This is a genomic window from Flavihumibacter cheonanensis, from assembly GCF_022352215.1.
GTDB classification, from domain to species: Bacteria; Bacteroidota; Bacteroidia; order Chitinophagales; family Chitinophagaceae; genus Flavihumibacter; species Flavihumibacter cheonanensis.
Genome location: NZ_JAKRWF010000003.1, coordinates 45,025 through 70,423 on the forward strand (window position 1 = coordinate 45,025; position 25,399 = coordinate 70,423).

Below are 25,399 nucleotides of genomic sequence, written 5' to 3' on the forward strand. Positions count from 1 at the left end.
ACAAATTCGTAATACCAAATCCTTCCTTACCATGACACAATTCAAACAACTCTTTTTGGCTGCGGGCTTAGCGCTTAGCATCGGCAGTGTACAGGCTTTTCCATTTATTCATTCAGGCGGACTCATGGGTGAGTTGCTGCTGGAGGACCAGCCGATGGTGGATACTGTACCGGGATCATTGGACGATCATCTGAAATCACTCGACAAGGCAGAGAAATCCCTGACCCTGGAACTCGGCAGTAAAAACTGGGAGTCGGTGGAGAAATCCATGCAGGCGGCACTGGCGAAGCTCAATTCCGGAGAAATTGAACGGGAACTGGCCAAAGCCATGAAAGAACTGGAAGCTTCCAAAAAGCAGCTCTCAGAAGAGCTGGCATCCAATATGCTTAGCAAGGAAGAACTGGCAGCACATCTCAAAGAGCTGGACAAAGCAATGGCTCAATTGAAACTCGACCAGTCCAGAATGAAAGAAGAACTGCAGGCGCAGCGGGAATCAATGGAATCCGAACTCAAAAAATCAATTCCCAATATGGAAAAGGAATTGAAAAATGCGAAAGCAGAAATCGCGAAAGTAAGAGTGCTGCTAACAGGTTACAAGGAAATGATCGGCAAAATGAAAGCAGAAGGACTGATCAAAGACGAAGCCAATTATCGCATTGAATATACAGGCGAAGCTTTGATCATTGATGGCAACAAACAATCCGAAGCCACGCTGAAAAAATACCGCTCCTATTTCCCGGATAAAAACACAGTGATTGAAAACAAAAACAATCGCTTCGATATAAAAAAGGACTAAACCTTGTCCGATATGAAAAAAAAGAGAGCCTGGTCGTTGCCAGGCTCTTTCTTATTTAGAGGGAGAGTAACTTAAAATATTCCATCAATCAATCTTAGCACTGGGTGCTCATACACCGTATCCATTTCTTCTTCGCGTAGGTCGATGGTGAGTTTGGTGACGGTTTTATCTTTCAGTACAAGCGGAGATTTTTTCAGCATGCGGTAGCCTTTCTTATCGAAGTAAATCAGGACTTCCCCGGAAGGCATATCATCGAGTTTGAAATAACCACTTGCGTCGGTGGATACTTCTTTCTTGAAATTTTTCTTTTGATGAGAGGCGGAAACTGTTACTCCGGGTACTGGCTTTTTGGTAAGGGCATCTACAACATATCCATGCACAGTGGCATCTTCTTTTGGCAATTCACTGCCTGGTTTGGGAGTAGTGCCATTGTTGGCGAAAGCTGATCCGGCAGCCAGGAGGCTTGCGCTGATAAGCAGTGTGCTGAATAATTTCATGGTTGCAGTTTTACGAGTAATTGGTTTCCACAGCCGCCCGGAACTCAGTTATTAAATTACGAATTATTTCGTTAGCTGGTAATATTTCTTTTACCAGGGCACTCACTTGTCCGATCTCCAGTTCACCCTCTTCCAGATCGCCCTCAAACATGCCTTTTTTGGCCCTTGCTCTGCCCAGGATCTCCTTCAGTTCAGCGGGATCTGCTCCTCGCTGCTCTGCTTCCCAAACGCGCTGATAGAAGGCATTCTTCAGGAGTCGAACCGGTACCAGTTTTTTCATACTGAGTTGGGTATCTCCCTCCTGGGAACTGATCAGGGCCTGCTTGAACGCGGGGTGACTGCTTGCCTCCTCACTGGCTACAAACCGGGTTCCGAGTTGTACCCCATCTGCCCCGAGCACCATGGCTGCCAGCATCTGCCGGCCGGTTGCAATACCCCCTGCTGCCAGCACCGGAATGTTGACAGCTGCGCGTACCGCAGGAATCAAAACAAAACTGGTGGTTTCCTCTCTCCCATTATGGCCGCCTGCTTCAAAGCCTTCCGCTACCACGGCATCACATCCCGCTGCTTCTGCTTTGCGTGCAAACTTGCTGCTGCTTACCACATGCACCACCGTGATGCCTTGCTCTTTCAGTTTGGTCGTCCAGGTAGCCGGATTGCCTGCAGAGGTAAATACAATCTTTACGCCTTCGGAAATAATCAAATCCATCAATTGCTCAATATCCGGATACAACAAGGGCACATTCACACCAAAAGGTTTATCGGTAGCCGCTTTCATTTGTTGAATATGTTCCTTCAACACCTCGGGATACATACTGCCGGCACCGAGTAATCCGAGTCCGCCTGCATTACTAACGGCACTGGCTAAACGCCATCCGCTTGCCCAGATCATTCCGCCTTGAATGATGGGGTATTGAATGCCGAACAAGCCGCAAATCCGGTTGTTGCTAAAAAGTTCCGCCATAAAAAATATTATCGTTTACCGAGATCGATTTCTGTATTGTCGCCAATATTCAAACTGCGACTCTCACCTCTTACCTCTGTATCGGATCCGATGAGCGAATGTGTGAGCACGATATCCTTCAGATCGGCAAAGGAACCGATGATAGAATCCTTGATAATGGAATCGCTGATCGTAACACATTCTCCGATGGCTACATTCGGACCAATGATGCTGTTGGAAATATCACAGCCCGCGGCAATGCTGACCGGTGGAATGATAATGGTATTTTCAAACGGTTTATCAGCCGCAATACTTTGTCCCATTTTCTTGAGCAGGATGGCATTGCTCTCCAGCAGGCTTTCCTTTTTACCACAGTCGAACCAGTTCTTCACTTTGTAAGCCCGAATGGTGGCACCACCGCCAATCATACATTCCAATGCGTCGGTCAGGTTGAATTCGCCATAGGAAGTGACATTGCCTTTGAAATTATTATCCAGGCATTCAAAGAGCAGGGCCGTTTCCCGGATTCTGTAAATACCCGTAAGGGCCATATTGCTTTTCGGAATCTGGGGTTTCTCTACCACTTTGGTTATCAATCCTTCCTCATTGATTTCGGCTACTCCAAAATCGCGGGGATCATCTACACGCTTCACTGCCAGGAGGGAAGTGTCAGATTCAATCACTTCTTTTACATCGTATTCACAGATGCTATCGCCCAATACAACAATGATTTCATCTTCTTTCACGAGCTCGCGGGTCAGCAGAATCGCGTGACCAATACCCATGCGTTCGTGCTGTTGTATAAAATGTGTTTCGAGGTAAGGGTATTTCTCTTCCACAAAGTCCTGGATCTTATCACCCAGGTACCCGATGATGAAAATAAATTCCTTTACACCAGCTTCCACCAGCTGATCAACGATAATGGAAAGAATAGTTTTTCCCGCCAATGGAATCAGAGCTTTTGGCTGGGTATATGTATGAGGGCGTAGCTTGGTACCAGCACCGGCTACGGGGATAATCGCTTTCATAACTTGGGGGTGAAATTAGGGAAAAATCAATCGCAAGGATAATAAAGGTGCCAATTGGAAGCGATGCTGTATTTTTGCGGCAAATTTTAGATTTCATGATGCATGATTCACTGGTTTTCGACCTGATCAATAAAGAATTGGAGCGCCAACGCCATGGTATTGAGCTGATCGCTTCTGAAAACTTCACCTCCCTGCAGGTAATGCAGGCCATGGGAAGTGTGTTAACCAACAAATACGCGGAAGGCTATCCGGGTCGCAGGTATTATGGTGGCTGTGAAATTGTGGATCAGGTAGAACAACTGGCGATTGATCGCATCAAACAGGTCTTTAATTGTGAGTATGCGAACGTGCAACCGCACAGTGGTGCACAGGCCAATGCGGCACTTATGCTGGCTATATTGCAACCGGGAGATAAAATCCTGGGACTCGACCTCAGCATGGGTGGTCACCTTACCCATGGTTCCAGTGTGAACTTCAGTGGCAAGATTTATCAGCCATTGTTTTATGGTGTAGAAAAAGAAACCGGACTGGTGGATTATGCCATGCTGGAAAAAGTAGCGCGCGAAGAAAAACCCAAACTGATTATCTGTGGAGCATCTGCCTATAGCCGCGATTGGGATTATGCCCGCATTCGCAAAGTAGCAGATGAAGTAGGTGCTTTTGTTTTGTGTGATATGGCCCACCCGGCCGGATTGATTGCCAAAGGATTGTTGTCCTCTCCTTTTGAACATTGTCATTTTGTAACCTCTACTACGCATAAAACATTACGCGGTCCACGTGGTGGTATCATCCTGATGAAAACCGATTTTGAAAATCCCTTCGGTTTGAAAGATCCGAAAGGAAATATCCGGATGATGAGCAACCTGCTGGATATGGCGGTATTCCCGGGTACACAGGGTGGTCCGCTCGAGCATGTAATTGCTGCCAAAGCAGTAGCTTTTGGTGAATTGCTGAGTGATGAGTTCACTGTTTATGCAAAACAGGTTATTGAAAACGCGCAGGCGATGTCTGCTGCCCTGGTAAGCAGGGGTTACCAGATCATCAGCAATGGAACCGACAACCACCTGATGCTGATTGATCTTCGCAATAAAAATATCAGTGGTAAAAAAGCCGAGCAGGTATTGGGTAAGGCAGATATCACCCTGAATAAAAATATGGTTCCCTTTGATGATAAATCAGCTTTTGTTACTTCGGGTATCCGGGTGGGTGTACCTGCGATTACCAGCCGGGGAATGAAAGCAACTGATATGGAATTTGTGGTGGATGCAATTGACACGGTGTTGATGAATGCGGATGATGAAGCCAAACTGGATTCGGTTCGCAAGCAGGTAAATGAATTCATGGCGCAGTTCCCCCTGTATCCGGAATTAGGATAAGAAGATGCAACGAAATAGTGTAAAAGCGGCTCAATGAGTCGCTTTTTTTATTGTAAATTCATAGTACTTCATCACCCTAATATTACACCCAAATGAACCCGATCCTCTTATTGATCTGGAGTTTTCTGTTTATGCCGGAATTCCAGACAGAAAAAAAGCTATTCACCCTGCAGGAAGGCGAAAGCATCGTTTACAATGAATCCCGTTTGCTGGTTGGCGCCGGCGGCGGCGGTTACAGCATCATTACCAAGATCAAAGGGAAGTTTTTCATCAATACCGAGAAAGGCAGAACCGGTCCGTTAGATAAGTTGCCGGAGTATCTGTTGCCTAAAGGGGGGTTAACAGGAAGTTCCATGCAACAATTCCAGGAAACGAAGACACAACCCGAAATGGGTTATACTTCCGATGGAAAGATGCAAATCAAATTGGGTGGCAAAGTAGTGGGCACCCTGGAGCCGGGTCATATACCAGCCGCAGTGGCAGAAGATCCGGTTAAAAAAAGACTGGCATTCATATCCATGGTAAGCGATGAAAACACCGGTGGTATGAATAGCACCGTGCATCTGCCCGGTGGTAAAAAAATTCAACTACCCGGTGTGATAATGAGTAAGATTCTTGTTAATCCGGCTACCGGAACTTTTCTATTTGAAACCATGGATGCCAATATGCAAAAGGTATATTATACCGAGGCTGGCAACAAGGTTGGTCCCTATGGCAATTATGCCCAGGCATACGACCTCAATGGCAGCTCGGTAATTATAATGGATCCTGATCAGCAGACCGATGCCCAGAAAGTATACCGTGATGGGAAATCGCTCTATACACTGAAACGCCTCAATTCCAGCGCTTCCTACATCTTTAATGCGGATGCCAGCAAATACGCGGAGATCAATTACAAAGGCATCAATTTGTCAGATGGCAAATTGATTGAGCGGGCTTTTGTACCTACCGTGGAAACCAAGGGCGGTTCAAGCACCCTGCATTATCTGCAAGTGAATGCATCAAAAGAAGTAGTGCTCAGCAGTATACCATGGTAAAGTTTGTTACTATACTGATGATTTTACCTTGCTGTCTGCTGGCACAGAGCAAGGCAGATCCTGAATTGCATGAAGCGGCTGTTAAAGCAAAACTTTGGATGCAGCAGGAAGCTGGCAGATGGGAAGCCTTGCGCAAACAGGGCCATGATCCAGCTTTTGCAAAAGCGATTGTGTATCCCGAGTTGCTCCGGTATTCACAGTTCCGGGATCAGTTGGAGACGATTGCGCTCCAGGTTTTGTATATCCAGTTGGGTGCAGCCTATGCGGATTTTTCCATCGGGCCTTTTCAGATGAAACCCAGTTTTGTGGCGCGGTTGGATGCGTTGAAAGAAACAGCGGTGAATCGGGAGAAAAGAATTGCTGCCCTGACTAGCACAGCCGGACAGTTTGAATACCTACATCGTTTTCTATCTGTTATGGACAAACGCTGTGTTAACATGCGATGGTCCTCTGCAGCAGATAAACTCCGTTTTTATGCGGCTGCTTACAATGCGGGTTTTCATCGCAGCACTGAGGATATTAAGATTCTTGCCGGCCGGGAGCGATTCAAATTAAGTGAATGGAGCAAGCGCAGTTATTCCTATTCTGAGCTGGCGCTGACTTTTTACCAGCAGGAGTTGCAAGCCGGCAATTAGCAATTTCTATATCTTTACGCTACTCAATCAGACAAGCATATGATTCAACGTATACAATCGGTTTGGCTGGCACTGGCTGCCATTTGTGGCTTTGCGATGGCGAAAGTTCCTTTGTTTGCAGCAACCCTGCCAGATGGTACAGTTCGGCATTTCCTGGCAACAGAAAGCCTGCTTTCCTTTGCATTGGCAGTTGGTATTGCAACGCTGGCAACTATTACCATTTTCCTGTTTAAAAACCGGAAGACCCAGTTGCAACTGGTTTGGTTAGGCATATTAGCATCGGCGGTGGTAATTGGCTTGCAGGTCTATTCTGTTGAAGGCTTCAAGACTTCCACCAATATGACCCAGGGCACGTACCAGTGGGGTGGCCTACTGCCCATCGCGATGCTGATCTTCCTGATACTCGCGGCCAGGGGTATCCGAAAAGACGAGAAACTCATTAAAAGCCTGGACCGGCTTAGGTAAGAAACCGGGCCGTCCAGCTTTTTTTATTCTTTTTAAGTCCGGATGGCAGTCCGGCATACACTAGCTCCCCTCCTTCATCACCGGCTTCTGGTCCGAGGTCTATGACCCAATCGGCGGATTTGATCACATCGGTATTGTGTTCAATTACGAGGATGGTATGTCCCTGTTCCACGAGTGCATTAAAAGAAGCCAGCAGTTTTTTGATATCGTGAAAATGCAGGCCGGTAGTGGGCTCATCAAAGATGAAGAAGATATGTCCCTGTGAACGCCCGCGCCCCAGGAAGGAAGCCAGCTTCACCCGTTGTGCTTCTCCGCCGGAAAGAGTATCCGAAGACTGGCCGAGTTTCACATAACCGAGACCCACATCACTCAGTGCCTTGATTTTATTCACCACATCTTTTTCTTTGGCAAAAAATTCCATGGCCTGGTCTACACTCATTTCGAGTACATCGTGGATATTTTTTTCCTGGTAGGTAACTTCCAGCACTTCTTCTTTAAACCGTTTACCGCCGCAGACATCACAGGTGAGGTGTACATCCGCGAGGAATTGCATTTCAACAATTTGTTCGCCTTCTCCTTTACAGGCATCACATCTTCCGCCATCCACGTTGAAAGAAAAATGTTTGGGCTGGAAACCGCGCATTTTACTAAGAGGTTGGGAAGCATAGAGATCTCTTATCTCGTCGTATGCTTTGATATAGGTAACCGGATTCGAACGCGAGGATTTACCAATCGGATTCTGATCCACCAGTTCAATCTGCGTGATAAAATCCACATCTCCTTCAATGGATTTGTGCATGCCCACTTTAGGAGAGGATTCTCCTTTCAGTTTTTGCAGGGCGGGATAAAGAATCTGTTTTACGAGAGTGGTTTTACCGGAACCACTCACGCCACTAACGGCGGTGAATACCCCGAGTGGAAATTCGACATCAATATTTTTGAGGTTGTGCTGTCGCGCGCCTTTTACTGTGATGGAACGAATCCATTTTCTTGGTTTCTCGGGTGCATCAATCGTAAGAGCACCGCTGAGGTATTTTCCGGTTAAACTTTTTTTGTTGGCGATCAGTTCATCATAATTGCCGGCTGCCACTACTTCGCCACCGAGATGAGAAGCCAGGGGCCCCATATCGATGATATAATCTGCCTCGCGCATCATCATTTCATCGTGCTCAACTACCACCACCGTGTTGCCAAGATCACGCAGGTTTTTAAGCACCCCGATTAAACGTTCTGTATCGCGTGAATGCAATCCAATAGAAGGTTCATCCAGGATGTATAAAGAGTTCGTGAGGTTGGAGCCTAAACTTCGGGTCAATTGGATACGCTGACTTTCACCACCACTGAGGGAGTTGGCTAAGCGGGAAAGGGTAAGATAACCTAGTCCCACATCCATTAAGGTACCAATACGGGTTTCAATTTCGATCAGGATCCGTTTAGCGATCTGGCGTTCATTGTCGGATAATTTCAGATCAGCAAACCATTGCTGCAGATCCCGCACCGGAAGTTCGCAGAGTTCACCAATATGTTTATCGCCCACTTTTACATAGAGGGCTTCCTTGCGCAGGCGATAACCTTCACAATCGGGACAGGTAGTACGTCCGCGGTAGCGGGATAATAACACACGATACTGTACCTTGTATAAATTGGCTTCTACTTCCTGGAAGAAATCATCAATGCCGAGTGCGGGCGAGATGCCTTTCCAGAGCTGGCGGTATTGTTCTTTGGTTAAGTCAACAATGGGTTTATGAATCGGGAAGCCGGTAGCTTTGGAAGCTTTTACAAACTGCTCTTTCCACCAGCCGAGTTTTTCTCCTTTCCAGGGAGCTACTGCTCCTTCGTATACACTTAACCGTTTGTCGGGGATCACCAGGTCTTCATCAATGCCGAGTACCTGGCTGAAACCTTCGCAAGTGGGACAGGCACCAAAGGGATTATTAAAAGAAAAGAGATTGGGAACCGGCTCTTCAAACGTGATGCCATCCAGTTCAAAGCGATTGGAAAAATGCAGGTGTTGGTTACCATCTACCTGGAGTTCAACAGCGCCTTCTCCTTCATAGAAAGCTGTGCCGATGGAATCAGCGATGCGATGTAAGTCATCTTCATCAAATGCTTTTACCACGAGCCGGTCAACTAATAAGTATACCGGTTTTTTGGGAGAAGGTTTCCAGGGTTTGCCACCGCCTTCCTGGAAAGAATCGAGCAGGTCTTCAATGCGCAGGAGTTCTCCATCGTAGAGGCGACTGAAGCCTTTCTGCAATAATATATTAAGTTCTTCCGGAACCGAGCGATTGGCATGTAAGTGAAATGGAACCAGTACCAGCACTTTGGCACTTTCTTTCAGCTTTTTAATAGCATCCACCACATCGGCCACATCATCTTTGCGAACACGTTTACCGGATACAGGAGAAATGGTATGTCCGACACGCGCAAAGAGGAGTCGCAGGTAATCATAGATTTCTGTCATACTGCCTACTGTGGAGCGTGGGGTGCGGGTGATCACTTTTTGTTCGATGGCAATAGCCGGACAGAGCCCTTTAATAAAATCAACATCAGGTTTGTTCATGCGCATCAGGAACTGGCGGGCATAAGCGGATAAACTTTCCGCGTAGCGACGCTGCCCTTCTGCAAATAAGGTATCGATGGTGAGGGAACTTTTACCAGAGCCGGAAACTCCGGTTACCACCACCAGTTTATTGCGGGGAATGGTAACATCGATATTTTTCAGGTTGTGGACACGTGCACCTTTTATATAGATATCCTGCGTCTGGGTAGGCGCGGGTTTGGTAGCTGATTTCATAGACATGCAAAGCTACGATAACGTGCTGCCAAAAAAATAGTTGGGAAAAACAAACTCCTTTTTATGTCTTTTCGTATGTATCTAGGTAAATTCCTTTAGACTATTGAACGATATTTTTCGATAACTGGAAATTAATTTTAACAACCTCTTGTTTTTTCAAATAAATTATTATTTTTAGTAAACCAAACGTCCAAAACAAAAACCATAAATACTTCGCCTATCGTAGAATTACTAATACACTCGTAATTTTCCCAAAAATCCAAGTAACCAATATCCCATTTAATACTAAAACCGTAGATGTTTATGAAATCACTTTGCGTAAAAACCGACAATGAACTCATCCATTTGTTCATGGATGGTGACATGGCAGCCCTTGAAACTCTTATTCTCCGCCACAAAGACAAGTTGTACACATCCATTCTTTTCCTCGTGAAAGACAAGTATCTCGCAGAAGATATTTTCCAGGATGTACTCATTAAAATTATTGACACGCTGCGTGCGGGCCGCTACACAGAAGAAGGCAAGTTCCTTCCCTGGGCAATGCGTATAGCACACAACCTTTGTGTTGACCACTTTAGAAAAGTGAAGCGTTCTCCTGCAATCAAAACCAGTGATGATCGCGACATCTTTGAAGTGATCAATTTCACAGAAGAAGGTGCGGATGCAAAAATGATGAAGCGTCAGAGTCATGACCGCGTTCGTCAGATGCTGGATCGTTTACCAGAGGATCAGCGCGAAGTAATCATTCTGCGTCATTATGCTGAGTTGAGTTTTAAAGAAATCGCAGCGCTTACCAATTGCAGCATCAATACTGCGCTGGGTCGGATGCGTTATGGTTTGATCAACCTGCGTAAGATGATGACAGAGAAAAATATTGCACTCTAGTTTTAAAGATTATTTAAACAATAAAAAAGAACTGAAACAATTTTACACTGTAATATTGCTATAGTAAAACAACGATTAGCAAATCAAGATAATGTCATTCTGTAGCTCCCTCTGACATTTCCGATGTTCGCTTGCCAGCCAGAAGGCTGTTACAGAATGACGCCTAACTGAAGCCCCCACCCGGGGGCTTTTTTTATGTCCCTCTTCCATGCCTCCTTTGTCTCCTTTGTCTCCTCTTCCTTCCATTCCCGCAATTTCCTACAGATCCTCCTCATTATTACCCTGATTATGAAATATTTATTCTGATTTGATAAGTTTATCTGAGATTTTCTGCATTTTTTTGCCGTTTTTTGCAACAATCGTATCGAAATAATAGTTAATTTCAGGTGCTGCTTAAAATTGAGAGAACTAAACTGCCCTTCCTCCATCCGACTACCCACGCTGAGGTACGATAAGGTGCATGCCTGTATTTCGGTTTTATGCAGCAGGTTTTGAAATCATCATTCATTTTAACTAAACACTGCTTTTATGAACTCAAGAACAAGTGCAAAACGAAGGAGTTGGAAGGTGCTGTTGTTGGGCCTGCCGCTTCAGTTGTTTGCCCTGGCAGTAATCGGACAGGTAAGCATTTCCGGAAAAGTAACCGACGAAAACGGACTACCGCTTCCTTCCATTTCTGTACAGGTAAGAACCACCACAGCTGGTGCCACTACTGATGAAACCGGTAGCTATACCATCACCAGCGATCTGAAACCCGGACGTTATGTACTGGAGTTTTCAGGAATTGCTTTTAAAACCATTACACAGTCGCTGACCATTACAGCAGGTGTAAGCTCCTATTCCCTGGATGCCAGCCTGAAATCAGACGCCACCAGCATGGATGAAGTGATTGTAACTGGTACTTCCCTGGGTACTACGCGTCGCCAGTTGGGTAATTTTGTTGCCACTGTAAAAGGCGATGAGCTCACCAAGGGTGCCACTGGTAACGTGTTGGCAGCCATGCAGGGTAAAACGCCCGGTGCCCAGATCATACAGAACAGTGGAGACCCCGGAGGAAGTATTTCTGTGCGCCTGCGCGGTACCAGCACCATCAATGGTTCCAGTGAACCGCTTTATATTGTGGATGGTGTGATCGTAAGCAACAGTGCCCGCCGGGTTACCAATACACAGGATGCTTATGATGGCTTGATTTCTCCTGCCCCGAACCGCCTGGTGGATATCAACCCCGCCGATATTGAGCGCGTGGAAATCCTGAATGGTGCAGCTGCTGCAGCTATTTATGGTAGTCGCGCGAACGCTGGGGTAGTACAGATCTTCACCAAAAGAGGAAGTTCCGGCGCTCCTGTGGTTAGTTTCAATACATCGGTTAACATGAACCAGCTGAGAAAAGATGTGGGGTATAACAAAGCGCCTACCAAATTCGGCGGACCGGCTGATGGTCCGGGTGCAGTTACCCAGGACATTCTCCTAACCGGATTAACCAATACCACTCCTGTTACCCGTTACAATTACTGGGATTATATCTTCCGCACAGGCATCGGTACTGACAATAATATCTCTGTACGCGGAGGAAAAGACAAGACCAAGTATTTCATGTCTGCTTCTCACCTCTACAACCAGGGTATCATCAAGAATACTGATTTCCAGCGTTTCAGTTTCCGGGTCAACCTCGACCAGGAAATCACCAAATGGATTAGTGTGAATGCCGGACTGAACTACGTGAACAGCCTGGCGAATGAGAAGCCCGATGGCAACTCTTTCTTCTCTCCCATCAACAGTGTTACCATCATTGGTAATTTCCATGATATCTGGCAGAGAGATGCCAATGGAAACCTGCAGGCAGTGGGTGAACGCGGACGTATCAACCCGGTTAGCATTATTGAAGACATCAAACAGCGCAACCAGACCAACCGCATTATCAGTTCGCTTGGTTTGAAATTGAAACCCATGAAGGATCTGACCATTGATTATACCATGGGTATCGATAATATTTCACAGGTGGGTACCACTTATATTCCTCCTTACACCTACAATGCGAGTCCGGGTTTCTGGGGTGGTGGTCCTACTCTTGACCCAACTCAAAATGGATATGCATCCGTTGGTAACAACCAGCAGTTCCTGATCAACCATGAGATCAATGCTACCTTGAACAAGAACATTACCGAAGATTTTATTTCCACCACACAGGTAGGCTATTCCCTTCAGTATGAGCGTTCTAATTTTTCGGTTGCACAAGGACGTGGGTTAGCTCCATTTGTACAAACAGTTGGAGGTGCCAGTACCGTACTTCCCGGATCAGATGCCCGTTCTGAAATTTCCATCTCAGGTGGTTATCTGCAGCAGAACTTCAAGTTTAAAAACCGCTACTTCTTAACTGCTGCCGGAAGGATCGATGGTTCTTCTGTGTTTGGTGAAGATCAGCGCAACCAGTTCTACCTGAAACTCAGTGGATCCTATGTAATGAGTGATGAAAATTTCTGGGAGAAACTGGGATTGGCGAAAACCTGGAACTATTTCAAACTTCGTGCTGCTTATGGTGAAAGTGGTAACCTGACTGGTATTGGAGCTTATGATCGCTTTAATATCTACAATGCTTCTCCATTGGTGGGAAGAACAGCATTGTTGTCACCCGGACAGTTGGCCAATACCAATATGCGTCCGGAAGTACAGAAAGAGATAGAGATTGGAACCGATATGGCCTTCTTCAACAGCCGGCTGAATGTAACCTTCAACTGGTACAATAAAAAAGTAACCGACCTGTTGATATCCCGCTTTATTGCTCCCAGTACCGGTTACAGCAGCCTCCTGGATAACGTAGGGGTGGTTCGTAACAAGGGTATTGAACTGATGATTGGTGGTTCACCCATCCGCAATAAAAACTTCCGCTGGGATGTGGATGTGATCTTCAACCGCAACAGAAACGTGGTGGAAGAAATCCCTCAGGGATTGATCCAGTTTAACCTGCCTGCAGGATCTGTATCGCTGCTGCGTGGTGCACCCATTGGTGTGTTCTATGGATTCTTCTTTGCTAGGGACGAAAATGGTGGAGAAATCAAAAATGCCAACGGTATTCCGGTGCAGGAAAGAGGAACGCAGAACAGTCCGCTTTCCTATACGCCTCAAAGAGGAGCAGACGGACTGCCAACAGGAACACCATTGCGTAAGATTGTTGGTGATCCGAACCCCGACTGGACAGGAACCCTCGTAAACACTTTTGAATACAAGAATCTGTCATTGCGTGTACAACTGGATGCAGTACAGGGTGTGGATGTATTCAATGCTGATTTCCGTACCCGCCAGGGCGTAGGAAACGGGGCTGAATTTGCAGAAAAAGAACACCGTGGTGAATTGCCAAGAGGTTATATCAGTGGCATCTATGCCATTGAAGAGTGGAGAATTGATGATGGAAGTTTTGTAAAACTGCGGGAAGTTTCACTGAGCTATGGATTGGGTAAAGTTGGTAAAGCCATCAGCGATCTGCGAATAGGCCTTTCCGGTAGAAACCTGATCAGCTGGGATAATTACAAAGGATTTGATCCGGAAACCAATGCCGGTGGTGGAAGCAATATTGCCCGTGGTATCGATTTTGGGAATGTGCCGATTCCAAGAACATTTGCTTTCAACATCAGTGCAAGATTCTAGTACCTAACCTTCAATTAAACAGTATGAAAAGAATTATTTATAAAGGATTCCTGCTCACCTCCCTGGCCTTTAGCCTGGTAGCCTGCAGCAAGAATTTCGATAATCCGGGTGCTACTCCGGTAGAAGATGCACTCTCCAGTTCAACCGGACTTACCGGTGTGGCTGTAGGAGTACAAAAACAATACAGTGTAGGCCGTCAGTCGGCTTTATACAACCTGGTAACTGCCAATGGTTTCTCCAGCTTTGAACTGAGCTTGAGAAATGAAGGAAACGTGGATGAATTTAACTTATGGCGTGGTGGTATCAATGTGGATGGTAACAACAATATCCTGGGCAACCTGTGGACCAGCAGTTTGAAAGTGATTTTTGATGCCAACAATGTGATCAACAATGCAGCCAACCTGGGTGACAAGGGTTATGCAGCCGGACTGATTGGTTATGCGTCCATCTTCAAGGCCATGGCGCTTGGTAACTTATCGATGTATTGGGAACAGATCCCTGCATCCATTGGAACCAATGTAAGTTTTAAGAGTCGCGCGGAAGGATTTGCCGAAGCGATTGCAACTTTGGATGCAGCTTTGGCTGCCATCGCCGCCGACCCGATCAGTGCGCAGTTTCTGACCAACCTGCCGGCTGGAATCGAAATCCCGAATACGCTGCAGGCTTTGAAGGCCAGGTATTCCCTTTTCAGTGGCAATTATGCTGGCGCACTGGCTGCTGCTAATGCGGTTGATCTGACCAAGAAAAGCACCATGAATTTTGATGCGGTATCACCCAATCCCATTTTCAATGTGTCTACTGCTACCAATAACGTGTTCCAGGTAATTGATTCCACTTTTGGATTACCGGAAGCATTTAGACCTGACATGTCAGATGGCCGGATTGGATTTTACATGAGCCTTAATACGACCATAGCTCCCCGCTGGCGCATAAAAGGTTTTGGTGCAGAGCTGGCAACTCCCTGGGCTATTTATGTTCCGGGTGAGATGACCCTCATCAAAGCGGAAGCCCTTGCAAGAGCAGGTGGTGCTTCCCTGAATGATGCAGTTACAGAACTCAATAAGATCCTGACCAAAACCAGCGCAGCAGATCCCTTTGGAATTGGTGCCAATCAACCGGTTTATGGTGGTGCGGTTACACAGGAAGCAGTGCTGACAGAGATTTATCGTCAGCGTTGTATTGAATTATACATGCAGGGCTTCAAGATGGAAGACATGAGAAGATTCAATCGCTCTAATGATCCGAATGTGGAGAAGAAAAGAAACTTCTTCCCCTATCCTTTCCGTGAGCGGGATAACAACCCGAACACGCCAACGGATCCCTCCTTCTAGCAGTTAGTTTGGTTTTAATTATAAAGGTTAGGCTGTTAGCAGTAAGCAAAGAGGCTGTCGAAATCGACAGCCTCTTCTTTTATTTCTTTTCAAATGCATTTAATCCGCATTGTAGCCAGTCGGCATAGGCTTGCTTGTCCGGCGTATACCCCACAGGGTTATTCATCAGTTTTTCTTCCGGTGAAAGAATCACATACCAGGGCTGAGAAGCATTTTTAAAATTCTCGGTCTGGAAGGTGACGAATTTATCACCGATGGTTTTAATTTCTTTTTGCACTCCTTTTTCATTGGTGTAGATAAACTGCTCTGCATCCGGCAGCAGTTTTCGATCATCCACATAGAGCGAAACCAGGATAAATTTTTCCATTAGGGCTTTGACATTGGCATCCGGCCAAACATTCTCTTCCATTCTGCGACAGTTCACACAGGCCCAGCCCGTAAAGTCGATCAGTAATGGCTTATTCAACTCTTTGGAAAGTTTCAGTGCCTTTTCGTAATCATTTACAATAATGGTTTCTTCATGATGATACACACTATAGGTTAGCGGTGGAGGAAATCCACTCAGCAATTTCAGATTGGCGTACGGCGTATTGGTTAAGCCGGGAATCAGGTACAAGGTGAACAAGGCAAACAGGGTTCCAAAGACTTTGCGGGTAGTGCCCAGCTTTTTAGCCGGACCTTCATGCGGGAAGCGGATCAGGCCAAATAAGTAGAGACTGGTAACAAGCCCGATTACAATCCAGATACCGAAGAATACTTCTCTTTTAAGAATACCCCAGTGCATTACGAGATCTGCATTGCTCAGGAATTTAATCGCCAATGCCAGTTCTACAAATCCGAGCACCACTTTAACGGTGGTAAGCCATCCTCCTGATTTCGGGATGGCATTCAGCCAGTTAGGGAAGAGGGCAAACAAGGCAAAGGGCAATGCAAGAGCGAGACCAAATCCGCCCATACCGGCAGTAAGTTGCATGGCTCCACCATTGGAGGAAAGAGATCCTGCCAGCAGGGAACCCAGGATGGGACCTGTACAGGAAAACGATACCAGGGCCAGGGTCAGGGCCATGAAGAAAATACCCACGCTGCCACCTACACCGGTTTTGGAATCCACCGAGTTGGAAATGCTACTGGGTAATGTAATTTCAAACAAGCCGAAAAACGAAAGGGCGAATACCACGAAAATCACAAAGAAGAGGATATTCAGCCAAACATTGGTGGAGATATTATTCAGTATTTCCGGGTTGAGTGTATCCAGGAAATGGAAGGGCGCCGACAAGAGCAGATAAATCAGGAAAATGAAAAACCCATACAACATCGCGTTGCCGATTCCCTTTTTGCGATCCTGTGATTTTTTGGTGAAAAAGGAAACGGTCAGGGGAATCATAGGGAATACACAGGGAGTGAAAAGGGCAATCAACCCACCCAGGAAACCGAGCACGAAAATATTTAAGAGTCCGCCTTCACCTTCTTTCACCAGTCCGGTTCCTCCGCAATCGGCGGCAGGCTGATCCAATTGAATGGCAGCTCTTTTAATGATACCCTGGGTGCCATCTACTGTTTTCAGCGTAGCAACAGCAAGCGATCCATCGGCTTCCAGTTCAAAGCGGAAAGGAACTTCTTCCGGTCCGATGATCTCCTCCCCTTTCAGGGCCATGTAATTGATACTGCCCTTGAGCAGTTGCTGGCCACTCAGGTTCTGAAGCGGGATACGAATTTCCAGTTCATTTTGGAAATAGGGAATCCGGTCGTTTTCAAACAGGGGTTCGGGCTGATTTTCCAGCTTTCCTGTTTCCACTGGGGTTCCCATTTGGGCAGCCCAGGAGGAGTCCGCAACAATCCGGGTATTGGGTTGCTCATCGGTGGCGGTGATGGAATACAATTTCCAACCGGGAGCAATTTTTGCTTTAAGTATAATTTCAGGAGTCCCGGAACTGTTGGAACCGGTAAAGGTCCATTCAACAGGTTTGGGACTTTCCTGCGCATGCAGGGGCAACTGGAGTACCAGTAAAATTAGGGGTAGTAAAATTCGATTGAGCATACCAATCAGGGTTTATTAACCACCGAGCGCTACTTTGAAATTGACGGTGGAGGGGGGAAGGCATTCTTTATCATTGCAGACCATGAATTCAACTTTGCCTGCGAGGGTAGGTTTAGCCTTGCCTTTCACTTTGACAACCTGTATAAAATCTACTTTTTTCTCGTAGTAACGAACTTCGGAGCTGAATGCCTCTTCGTATACTTTTTTGAGTTTCCCCTGCTCTTTTACCTGCCCGTCGAAGCTGATCAGGGGATTTTTGGTAAAATCAAAGGTGGTTGAAACGGGACCATCCCCGCCATTTTGGGCATACATATGAAAATTGCCACCGATATCTGCGGTCATGCGGACCTCATAGGTGTTTTCTGCAATTTTTTTAGATTGAAAGGTCCAGCGAACCTGTTTTTCGCTTTGGGCAAAAGCACCTGTTGCAAGTACCAGTACCAGAAAAGAGAGTAACATTTTTTTCATGGCTCAAAATTCAGCGAAAAAAATCAAATGTTATGTTAACCAAGTCACACAAGATCTTAGATTAACAGTTATCTGACACCTAAAAGGGAAGCAAAAACAGTACGGCCATCCAGGTTACCGAGGGCTTCTGAAGTAGCTCTTTCGGGGTGGGGCATCATGCCGAATACATTTCCTGCGGCATTCCGGATACCGGCAATATTTCTGAGTGCTCCATTGGGGTTGGCTTTGGTGTCAATGGAACCACCGGCATCACAGTAGCGATAGATCACCTGGTTATTGGCTTCCAGTTGATCCAGGGTAGCTTCATCTGCGAAAAAACGTCCTTCCCCATGGGCGATAGGAATTTTCAGGGCCTGGCTGGAATCCTCTCCTTTCAGGTACACATTTTTGCAGATAAACTGCTGATTGGCATTTCTTAATAATACACCGGGAAGCAGGTGAGCTTCACATAAAATCTGGAAACCGTTACAAACGCCCAGCACTTTTCCTCCTTTATTGGCAAATTCAATCACGCTTTGCATCATCGGGCTAAAGCGGGCTACTGCACCACAGCGCAGGTAATCGCCATAAGAAAATCCTCCGGGTAAAACAATGCAGTCGTTGGTGTTGAAGGCTGACAGGTCCTTGTCTTTATGCCAGAGCATGATGACTTCCTGCCCCAGGTCATTTTGCAGGGCTTCCTGCATATCGCGGTCACAGTTGGATCCGGGGAAAACGACTACACCAAACTTCATGTACGATAATTTAAGGCGCAAAAGTAATGAAATTGATGGCCATCACAAAGGCAAAGAGCAGCCAATGTAGAATCAGGGGGAACAATTTTTTATTGGGATAAAAATAGGCTGCCGCATGAAAACAGGCGATGGGAATCACACTCAGCATCCAGTGCTGGTAATTGTCACCCGGATTTACAAGAATGACAATGAGTCCGACCAGCAGGATCAACAACAGCAAACTCCAGTTCTTTCGTACCTGGATCAGCATTTTATTCAGGTTGTCCTGCACGAAAAAGGCGCCAACCAAAAAAGGAATGACCAGCAGTAAAATACCACCTGTAGTCCAGAGTGATTCCGGCAATTTGGGCAGGTGGAACTGGATGGAGGGGATCAGTTCTTCCGGGTGCCAGTTATCGGTCAGGTACATCACCACCAGCAGAAAATAAAAAGGTGCCATATAGCCGATCAGGGCTACTACGAATTCACCAATCCGGAGCGGGCGGGTAATAAAAATGCCCAGGATTACCATTAGCACAAATCCGATGGAAGGGGTATATAATAAAGGCAGGATTCCCGCCAGCAGGGAGGTATTAAAGATGGCGCCCATGGCCCGTTGGTTATTGTACCAGCGCACCATGCCATACCAGATCCAGATCAGGGCAAAGTTTACCAACAGGGTGCTGGAGAACTGGTTCCATTCCGGCAGCAGGCTGCTAACCAGCAGGAAGGCCATCCCGAAAAGGTAATTGGGCTTGGGCAGGAGTTTGATGGTATTGGCGATCCGATTGAGAAGGCTGGCCTGCAGGTAGAGTAATAAAAAGGCCAGCAGGGGATAAAAAAACCCTTGCTCACCAAAGAAGGGAGCAAGGGTTTTGAGTAATAACTTATAGAGATAATTATCATCCTCCTGCTTTAGCGGAGCAGTAGAATGCAGAAATAGCGGGAATTTTAGTACAAAGGCATAAATCAGCAGGATGAGGGCATTGCCTGGATTTTTTTGCCTGAAAACTCCTATCACGTTGGCTGGGTTTTAAAAATCGACCCTGGCGAAGCACAGGTAATTCCTGTACAGGCAGGGTATGACGATCTGCCTGCCACTCACCTGCTTCGCGAATCTAGGCATGAAATCGTATCCCTTATCCAGGTTTTTCAAAGTTGGATAGCGGGTAATCTTACCCGTTGGATCCAGGCTTTGGTCGGTCAATACAAAAGTTCTTCTTTCGAAAGTATTAAAAAGAAAGTGAACTTCCCCGCCTGTATTCATGATTCCATAAGAAATCAGGTTATCGCTCTCGTCGTCGAACTGATTTTTGGTAATCACATTATTCCATTCCTTGGTACCATCCTGGCTGAAGGAAATCACCAAAACGTTTTCAGCAAAATAGCGGTTCATGGGGTTGTTGTTCCAGCCATAGCGGTTCCAGGGCATACCAAAGGGGGAATATACCGGCGACCAATACCCGTAATTCATGGGACCGAACCAGGGGTTGCCCCAGCCCATATAATCCCACCTGTTGAAACCATTATTGCGGGAAGTGGTATAAAGAGACTCACTCACGATAGCAAAACCACCATCTTTCCGGGTAAAGATATTTTTGATAAAGAAATCATTGAAGGCGGATTTTTTATTAGCATCGGTTCCTTTGGCCATTACCCGGAGGTCGTCTGTAAACACAATTGCCGTATCCATGACTTTGGCATTATTGCCTTTATCCCAGTTCACCAGGTAGAGTCCTTCTATATTTCCTCTTTTCTGCCGGGAGAAAAAGGAAGCCAGAATCACCCGGTTGTTACTATTATCGATTTTCATGAGCAGGTTGTCGAGAATCTGTTTACCGATTTCGACATTCCGGATACTGAAGCCCAGGGAATCGGGGTGTTTGATTAACATATTGACCCCGGATATGAAATCAGAGTTGCCGGCTCTTGAAAAGCGGGCTACCACCAGTTCTCCGGCATTGCTAAGGTGAAAATCAGAGAAATAATCTCCCTTTTCATCCATATCCACCTGGCTGAAATTGCGGGTGATCAGGGCCAGGTTCTCATCGTAGAGGAAAGAAGTGATGAAGAATTTACGGGGATTGCTGCTATTCACCTTAAACAACATGATCTTTTGTTTGTCGTCACTATTGATGACGGTATAGATCTTATTGCTGGATGTATAACCGATTTCGGTGGTATCCAGGGTTACAGGGTTACCCAGGGGTTTACCATTGGCGCCGATAGCGATATAATCACAATACACTACCCGTTTGCGCTGGTACTGATAAAAGAACAGGATCTTTTCCGGATAGGTAATATAATCCACATTGATTACGCGGTCGGGCATAAAGTCCATGAGTACCCGATCCTGCGACTTCATTTCATCATCATAGATGGAAATGGCATGTTCTGTCCGGTTATTTTTATAGATCAGCAGGCTTCCATTAATTTTTCCCAGGATCTCAAAAGAGGTACGGCGTGAGTCTTCCTTTTCAGGCTCCGTATATACTATCCGGGGAGCCTGGGCGTTTACATTAATAAGGGCCAATAAAAAAATGCCAAACAATACGAGTTTGATTTTCATTTCGTACGCTTTAGTTAAAGGTAATATCCATTGCAGATATTTATAGGACAATTTTACGCACCAGTCGGTTGTTTATGTTCACAACATATGCATAAGGTATGATTATTTTAACTATACCTTTGCAAGACGACCATCCATATAGCTGGTCTATTCTGAATACCAGTCGGCAGTTGAATGCCGGCGCAATAGTCTAACAGTGGGAAAAAATTTAGACAAAGTCTCCTTAGGAGGCCTCTTAATTGCTTTAGGAATTATTTACGGTGATATTGGAACTTCTCCTCTCTATGTATTTAACGCGATTATATCCGGCAGGACTGTCACGGAGGATTTGATTGTTGGAGCTTTGTCCTGTATTATCTGGACCCTCACCCTGGTAACCACGGTTAAGTATGTGTGGTTGGTATTGCGGGCAGATAACCGGGGGGAAGGCGGAACCTTTGCCCTGTATGCATTGGTACGGCGAAGAAAAAAATGGCTGGTAGTACCTGCCATGATTGGGGGGGCTTCCCTGATGGCGGATGGTATCATCACCCCTCCCATGACCATTACTTCTTCCATTGAAGGGTTAAGAGAGTTGCCGGTATTTCATGAATTGCAGACTTCCACCATTGTATATATTGTATTGGCGATTATATCGCTGTTCTTTTTTATGCAGCAGTTTGGGACTGCTTCCATTGGAAAGATGTTCGGTCCCATTATGATGGTCTGGTTTACCATGCTGGGTATTTTGGGGGTATTGCATATTACAGATGATTTATCCATTTTAAAGGCGATCAATCCTTATTACGCGGTCAACTTTTTGGCTACCTATCCCAAGGCGATCTGGTTGCTGGGTGCGGTATTCCTTTGTACCACGGGTGCGGAAGCGCTCTATAGTGACCTGGGACATTGCGGTCGGGATAATATACGTTTCTCCTGGATTTATGTAAAAACCTGCCTGTTGCTGAATTATTTCGGACAGGGCGCGTTTTTGCTGGCCAATCGTACCGGCATTGAAGTTACCCCTGCGGCAAAAGCAGAGCTGGGTATTAATGCTTTTTACGACCTGATGCCACAATGGTTTATTATACCAGGTGTGATCATTGCCACCACTGCTGCCATTATCGCCAGCCAGGCAATGATCTCCGGTGCTTATACCCTGATCAGTGAAGCGATGCGACTCAATTTGTGGCCCAGGCTGAAGATTCGATATCCTTCCGAAGAAAAAGGCCAGTTGTTTATACCGGGTATCAACACGATGATGTTTATAGGTTGCGTGGGCATTGTACTCTACTTTAAGGAATCTTCCCGTATGGAAGCTGCCTATGGGTTGGCGATTATAGTTACCCTGATTACTACCACGATCCTGTTTTCAAATTATATGGTGGCACGCAGGATTAATTCGGGACTGATCTACCTGTTTCTGGTTACCTTCCTGGTGATTGAAATCACTTTCCTGGTAGCCTTGCTGGAAAAGTTTACCCATGGGGGTTATATCACCCTGATTATTGGGCTGGGTATGTTCATCATCATGTATGTATCGTACCGGAGTCGCAAGATCAAAAATCGTTATGTGGAATTTGTTCGGCTGGAGCATTATGTACCCATGATCCAGGAACTCAGCAATGATAAAACGGTTCCGAAACATGCCACTCACCTGGTGTATATGACCAGTGCGAACAATCCCAAAGAGATTGAACATAAGATCATTTATTCCATCCTGAACAAGAAACCCAAGCGGGCCGACATTTATTGGTTTGTGCATGTGGATACGCTGGATGATCCTTATACCTGTGAGTATGTGGTGGATCATATCATTCCCAATGATATTATTCGGGTGGAGTTCAGGCTGGGTTTCCGGATGGAACCCAAAATCAACCTGCTGTTCCGCAAGGTGGTGGAAGAACTGGTGAACAACAAGGAAGTGAATATTTACAGCCGGTACGAAAGCCTGGAGCGAAACAATGTGGTGGGTGATTTCCAGTTCATCGTGATGGAAAAATACCTGAGCCAGGACAATGAGCTGCCATTCTTTGAGCGGATCATTATGAAGATTTATTTCTGGCTGAAAGAAATCAGCCTGTCTGAAGAAAGAGGATTTGGACTCGATCCCTCCAATGTGGTGGTAGAGAAGTTCCCACTGATTGTTGCACCGGTTACAACGATTCGGTTGAAGCGGGTGTATCATGAGGAGGAGTGAGCATGGAAGAGGGAGGAATGGAAGACGGGAGGAATGGAAGACCAGGCTCCCTTTCCTCCTTTTTGCATCTTCCTTTCCTCCCTTCTCACGTCTGACATCTCACATCTATGCTATTCCTATACATCTTCCTTACCATATTGCTCCTGAGCGTGCTGGGATATTTCCTGCAGGAAAAACTGATTTTCAAACCGGAGAAACTGGCGGCTGATTTTGAGTTTAAATATGATAGTCCATTTCGGGAATTGTTCTTTCATCCGGAGCCAGGGGTCAGTATCAATGGACTGCATTTTTACCGCGACAAACCGGATGGATTAATCCTCTACCTGCATGGCAATAGTCGCAGTATTAAGGGCTGGGCCAAATATGCCCGGGATTTTTACCGGTACAACTATGACGTAGTGCTGATTGATTACCGCGGCTTTGGAAAAAGCACCGGCAAGAGAAGCGAGAAACAATTGCTTTCAGATATCCAGTTTGTCTACACAGAACTTACCCGCCAGTACCCTGAACATCATATCATTGTTTATGGCAGAAGTATAGGCAGTGGATTTGCCGCCAAACTGGCTTCGGATAATCGGCCCCGTTACCTGATCCTGGACGCGCCCTATTATAGTTTCAAAAAAGTAGTGGAACGATTTCTGCCCATCCTGCCGGTGTCTGTGGTATTGCGTTATCACCTCCGGACAGACAAATGGATCCGGCATGTGAATTGTCACACCTATATACTTCATGGCACGCGCGACTGGCTGATTCCCATCCGGCACAGTGAAAAATTACAGGCCATCAATCGTTCCAAAATCACATTGATCCGAATTGAAGGCGGAGGGCATAATAACCTGCCCTCCTATCCGGAATACCATAATTTTTTGAGAGATATTTTAAAGTATTGAGTCAGCGGGTTAACTCTTAATCGTTGGTTGAGAACTGTTCTTTCACCTGTTTCAATTCATCGATAATGGACTGCAAACGCCCAGTTTCTTTTTTTATACTTTTTTTCCCGAGATAAAAATAGGCAAATAGAATCCAGGCAATGGTTACGACAACAATAATCAGGGAAGGCCAAAAAGGACGTCCACTCAGAATTTCGATGTAGTAGATGCCGATGACAACACTGAGCAGCATGGTAAAAACGGGGCCCTGAAAAGTCAACTGTTTTTTCCGGATCGCATAGTATTCTTCCCATTGCCGCAGGTGTTCAGCCGGACTAAGACTTTCATCAATCGCTTTGATTTTGCCATACGTATAAAACATGAAAGCGGCCTGCATCAGACAAAGCAACACAACTAAGCTCATGGATAAATAGGTGTACCAGAACTTGAATCCAAAATTGCCAAAAAAGATCATCCAGGTAATGAATGCTGCTGTAAAGATCTGCCCGATGGCACCAATCAGTTGGGTGTTCTTCAGCCATTTTCTATTTCGCTGGGAGGTACTGCTAAGTTCAGCAGGTGAAGAAATCTGCCTGGCTTTACCTGGCTCCTCCTGCCAGATTTTTTTCAGTGCATCAAAGTCTTGCATATTGATTATAGATTTCTGTCAGTTGTTTTTTAATACGATGAATTTTCACGCGCAGGTTGTTCACACTGATGTCAACTACTGCAGCAATTTCCTCATAGGACTGATCTTCCAGCACCATGGAAATAAGAAGACGATCGGCTTCCGGAAGTTTGCTGATGCAGGTGTACAACAACTGTACTTCCTGCTCCCGGTTTGATTTTTCCTCCTGTAACTGTGCAACCGGGTGTTCATCAATATCCACGGTTTTCAACTTACGCTTCCTCAAATAGGTGAGGCAGGTATTGACTGCGATTCTGTAAATCCAGGTTTTCCAGGAAGCTTCCTGTCGAAACTTGTGCATATTGTTCCAGACAGATAGAAAGACTTCCTGCAACAGGTCCTCCGCCTGCGTACGGTCTCCGGTATAACCCATACAGAGTTTTAGTATACCGGGAGCGTACTGCTCGTAGAGATCCGTAAATTCTTTGTGTTGCTTCACCTGC

21 protein-coding genes are annotated in these 25,399 nt (G+C 45.9%); 10 read left to right on the top strand and 11 right to left on the bottom strand.

Annotation, left to right across the window (positions count from 1 at the left end; genetic code table 11):
- The first annotated feature begins 31 nt into the window (after positions 1-31).
- Positions 32-796: a hypothetical protein gene (locus MD536_RS14080; RefSeq protein ID WP_239601245.1), complete on the top strand. Its 765-nt coding sequence runs from the start codon at positions 32-34 to the stop codon at positions 794-796.
- A 71-nt stretch (positions 797-867) separates the two neighbouring features.
- Here the strand turns inward: MD536_RS14080 and MD536_RS14085 are convergent, their stop codons facing one another.
- From MD536_RS14085 to MD536_RS14095, 3 genes are read right to left on the bottom strand one after another with little or no spacing between them, the layout of a single operon-like run.
- Positions 868-1,293, bottom strand: coding sequence for a carboxypeptidase-like regulatory domain-containing protein (locus MD536_RS14085; protein WP_239601247.1), 426 nt, complete (start codon positions 1,291-1,293; stop codon positions 868-870).
- Between the two features lie 10 nt (positions 1,294-1,303).
- Complete coding sequence (locus MD536_RS14090) at positions 1,304-2,257, bottom strand: NAD(P)H-dependent flavin oxidoreductase (protein ID WP_239601249.1); 954 nt, start codon at positions 2,255-2,257, stop codon at positions 1,304-1,306.
- Between the two features lie 8 nt (positions 2,258-2,265).
- Complete coding sequence (locus tag MD536_RS14095; RefSeq protein WP_239601250.1) at positions 2,266-3,264, bottom strand: sugar phosphate nucleotidyltransferase; 999 nt, start codon at positions 3,262-3,264, stop codon at positions 2,266-2,268.
- Between the two features lie 95 nt (positions 3,265-3,359).
- Here MD536_RS14095 and glyA point away from each other — a divergent pair, with 95 nt between their 5' ends.
- The 4 genes from glyA to MD536_RS14115 all read left to right on the top strand — a co-directional run bounded on the left by glyA (position 3,360) and on the right by MD536_RS14115 (position 6,777).
- Positions 3,360-4,640: a serine hydroxymethyltransferase gene (gene glyA, locus MD536_RS14100; RefSeq protein WP_239601252.1), complete on the top strand. Its 1,281-nt coding sequence runs from the start codon at positions 3,360-3,362 to the stop codon at positions 4,638-4,640.
- A 92-nt stretch (positions 4,641-4,732) separates the two neighbouring features.
- Positions 4,733-5,677, top strand: coding sequence for a hypothetical protein (locus MD536_RS14105; protein ID WP_239601253.1), 945 nt, complete (start codon positions 4,733-4,735; stop codon positions 5,675-5,677).
- Positions 5,671-6,312, top strand: coding sequence for a hypothetical protein (locus tag MD536_RS14110; RefSeq protein ID WP_239601255.1), 642 nt, complete (start codon positions 5,671-5,673; stop codon positions 6,310-6,312). The genes MD536_RS14105 and MD536_RS14110 overlap by 7 nt, the downstream gene beginning before the upstream one ends.
- Before the next feature lie 39 nt (positions 6,313-6,351).
- Positions 6,352-6,777 (top strand): DUF4293 domain-containing protein, encoded by a 426-nt coding sequence (locus MD536_RS14115; RefSeq protein WP_234866951.1) that lies wholly within the window; start codon positions 6,352-6,354, stop codon positions 6,775-6,777.
- Here MD536_RS14115 and uvrA read toward each other — a convergent pair.
- Positions 6,770-9,574 (bottom strand): excinuclease ABC subunit UvrA, encoded by a 2,805-nt coding sequence (gene uvrA / locus MD536_RS14120; protein WP_239601256.1) that lies wholly within the window; start codon positions 9,572-9,574, stop codon positions 6,770-6,772. The two genes, MD536_RS14115 and uvrA, sit on opposite strands and share 8 nt — an antisense overlap.
- A gap of 303 nt (positions 9,575-9,877) precedes the next feature.
- On the opposite strand from uvrA, the gene MD536_RS14125 reads away from it, so the two are divergent.
- The 3 genes from MD536_RS14125 (at position 9,878) to MD536_RS14135 (ending at position 15,432) form a co-directional block, all read left to right on the top strand.
- A complete protein-coding gene (locus MD536_RS14125) occupies positions 9,878-10,459 on the top strand; it encodes an RNA polymerase sigma factor (protein ID WP_239601258.1) in 582 nt (193 codons plus the stop codon).
- Positions 10,460-10,987: 528 nt separating this feature from the next.
- Entirely contained in the window at positions 10,988-14,101 is a 3,114-nt protein-coding gene (locus MD536_RS14130; RefSeq protein WP_239601260.1) for a SusC/RagA family TonB-linked outer membrane protein, read from the top strand.
- 23 nt (positions 14,102-14,124) lie between these two features.
- Entirely contained in the window at positions 14,125-15,432 is a 1,308-nt protein-coding gene (locus MD536_RS14135) for a RagB/SusD family nutrient uptake outer membrane protein (protein WP_239601261.1), read from the top strand.
- Positions 15,433-15,511: 79 nt separating this feature from the next.
- Here MD536_RS14135 and MD536_RS14140 read toward each other — a convergent pair whose 3' ends face one another.
- The 5 genes from MD536_RS14140 to MD536_RS14160 form a co-directional block, all read right to left on the bottom strand.
- Entirely contained in the window at positions 15,512-17,470 is a 1,959-nt protein-coding gene (locus tag MD536_RS14140) for a protein-disulfide reductase DsbD family protein (protein WP_239601263.1), read from the bottom strand.
- 15 nt (positions 17,471-17,485) lie between these two features.
- Positions 17,486-17,938: a protein-disulfide reductase DsbD domain-containing protein gene (locus tag MD536_RS14145; RefSeq protein WP_239601264.1), complete on the bottom strand. Its 453-nt coding sequence runs from the start codon at positions 17,936-17,938 to the stop codon at positions 17,486-17,488.
- Positions 17,939-18,006: 68 nt separating this feature from the next.
- The gene (gene purQ / locus MD536_RS14150) at positions 18,007-18,672 is read right to left on the bottom strand and encodes a phosphoribosylformylglycinamidine synthase subunit PurQ (protein WP_239601266.1); all 666 of its coding nucleotides are present in this window, start codon (positions 18,670-18,672) and stop codon (positions 18,007-18,009) included.
- A gap of 10 nt (positions 18,673-18,682) precedes the next feature.
- Positions 18,683-19,672 (bottom strand): hypothetical protein, encoded by a 990-nt coding sequence (locus MD536_RS14155; RefSeq protein ID WP_239601267.1) that lies wholly within the window; start codon positions 19,670-19,672, stop codon positions 18,683-18,685.
- A 12-nt stretch (positions 19,673-19,684) separates the two neighbouring features.
- Positions 19,685-21,220, bottom strand: a complete 1,536-nt coding sequence (locus MD536_RS14160) for a hypothetical protein (protein ID WP_239601269.1) — start codon at positions 21,218-21,220, stop codon at positions 19,685-19,687.
- 196 nt (positions 21,221-21,416) lie between these two features.
- Between MD536_RS14160 and MD536_RS14165 the strand changes: the two genes are divergently transcribed.
- Positions 21,417-23,399, top strand: a complete 1,983-nt coding sequence (locus MD536_RS14165) for a KUP/HAK/KT family potassium transporter (protein WP_239601271.1) — start codon at positions 21,417-21,419, stop codon at positions 23,397-23,399.
- A gap of 107 nt (positions 23,400-23,506) precedes the next feature.
- Positions 23,507-24,289 carry an alpha/beta hydrolase gene (locus MD536_RS14170; protein ID WP_239601276.1) on the top strand — a complete coding sequence of 261 codons (783 nt, stop codon included), beginning with the start codon at positions 23,507-23,509 and terminating at the stop codon, positions 24,287-24,289.
- Positions 24,290-24,305: 16 nt separating this feature from the next.
- Here MD536_RS14170 and MD536_RS14175 read toward each other — a convergent pair whose 3' ends face one another.
- Positions 24,306-24,917, bottom strand: coding sequence for a hypothetical protein (locus MD536_RS14175; protein WP_239601278.1), 612 nt, complete (start codon positions 24,915-24,917; stop codon positions 24,306-24,308).
- On the bottom strand, positions 24,904-25,395 hold the full coding sequence (locus tag MD536_RS14180) for an RNA polymerase sigma factor (protein ID WP_234866965.1): 492 nt from the start codon (positions 25,393-25,395) through the stop codon (positions 24,904-24,906). Before MD536_RS14180 ends, MD536_RS14175 begins: the two co-directional genes overlap by 14 nt.
- Positions 25,396-25,399 lie beyond the last annotated feature (4 nt).

Coding starts and splice junctions, on each gene's coding strand:
- MD536_RS14080 (WP_239601245.1), top strand. CDS start 32: ATGACACAATTCAAACAACTCTTTTTGGCTGCGGGCTTAGCGCTTAGC.
- MD536_RS14085 (WP_239601247.1), bottom strand. CDS start 1,293: ATGAAATTATTCAGCACACTGCTTATCAGCGCAAGCCTCCTGGCTGCC.
- MD536_RS14090 (WP_239601249.1), bottom strand. CDS start 2,257: ATGGCGGAACTTTTTAGCAACAACCGGATTTGCGGCTTGTTCGGCATT.
- MD536_RS14095 (WP_239601250.1), bottom strand. CDS start 3,264: ATGAAAGCGATTATCCCCGTAGCCGGTGCTGGTACCAAGCTACGCCCT.
- glyA (WP_239601252.1), top strand. CDS start 3,360: ATGATGCATGATTCACTGGTTTTCGACCTGATCAATAAAGAATTGGAG.
- MD536_RS14105 (WP_239601253.1), top strand. CDS start 4,733: ATGAACCCGATCCTCTTATTGATCTGGAGTTTTCTGTTTATGCCGGAA.
- MD536_RS14110 (WP_239601255.1), top strand. CDS start 5,671: ATGGTAAAGTTTGTTACTATACTGATGATTTTACCTTGCTGTCTGCTG.
- MD536_RS14115 (WP_234866951.1), top strand. CDS start 6,352: ATGATTCAACGTATACAATCGGTTTGGCTGGCACTGGCTGCCATTTGT.
- uvrA (WP_239601256.1), bottom strand. CDS start 9,574: ATGAAATCAGCTACCAAACCCGCGCCTACCCAGACGCAGGATATCTAT.
- MD536_RS14125 (WP_239601258.1), top strand. CDS start 9,878: ATGAAATCACTTTGCGTAAAAACCGACAATGAACTCATCCATTTGTTC.
- MD536_RS14130 (WP_239601260.1), top strand. CDS start 10,988: ATGAACTCAAGAACAAGTGCAAAACGAAGGAGTTGGAAGGTGCTGTTG.
- MD536_RS14135 (WP_239601261.1), top strand. CDS start 14,125: ATGAAAAGAATTATTTATAAAGGATTCCTGCTCACCTCCCTGGCCTTT.
- MD536_RS14140 (WP_239601263.1), bottom strand. CDS start 17,470: ATGCTCAATCGAATTTTACTACCCCTAATTTTACTGGTACTCCAGTTG.
- MD536_RS14145 (WP_239601264.1), bottom strand. CDS start 17,938: ATGAAAAAAATGTTACTCTCTTTTCTGGTACTGGTACTTGCAACAGGT.
- purQ (WP_239601266.1), bottom strand. CDS start 18,672: ATGAAGTTTGGTGTAGTCGTTTTCCCCGGATCCAACTGTGACCGCGAT.
- MD536_RS14160 (WP_239601269.1), bottom strand. CDS start 21,220: ATGAAAATCAAACTCGTATTGTTTGGCATTTTTTTATTGGCCCTTATT.
- MD536_RS14170 (WP_239601276.1), top strand. CDS start 23,507: ATGCTATTCCTATACATCTTCCTTACCATATTGCTCCTGAGCGTGCTG.
- MD536_RS14175 (WP_239601278.1), bottom strand. CDS start 24,917: ATGCAAGACTTTGATGCACTGAAAAAAATCTGGCAGGAGGAGCCAGGT.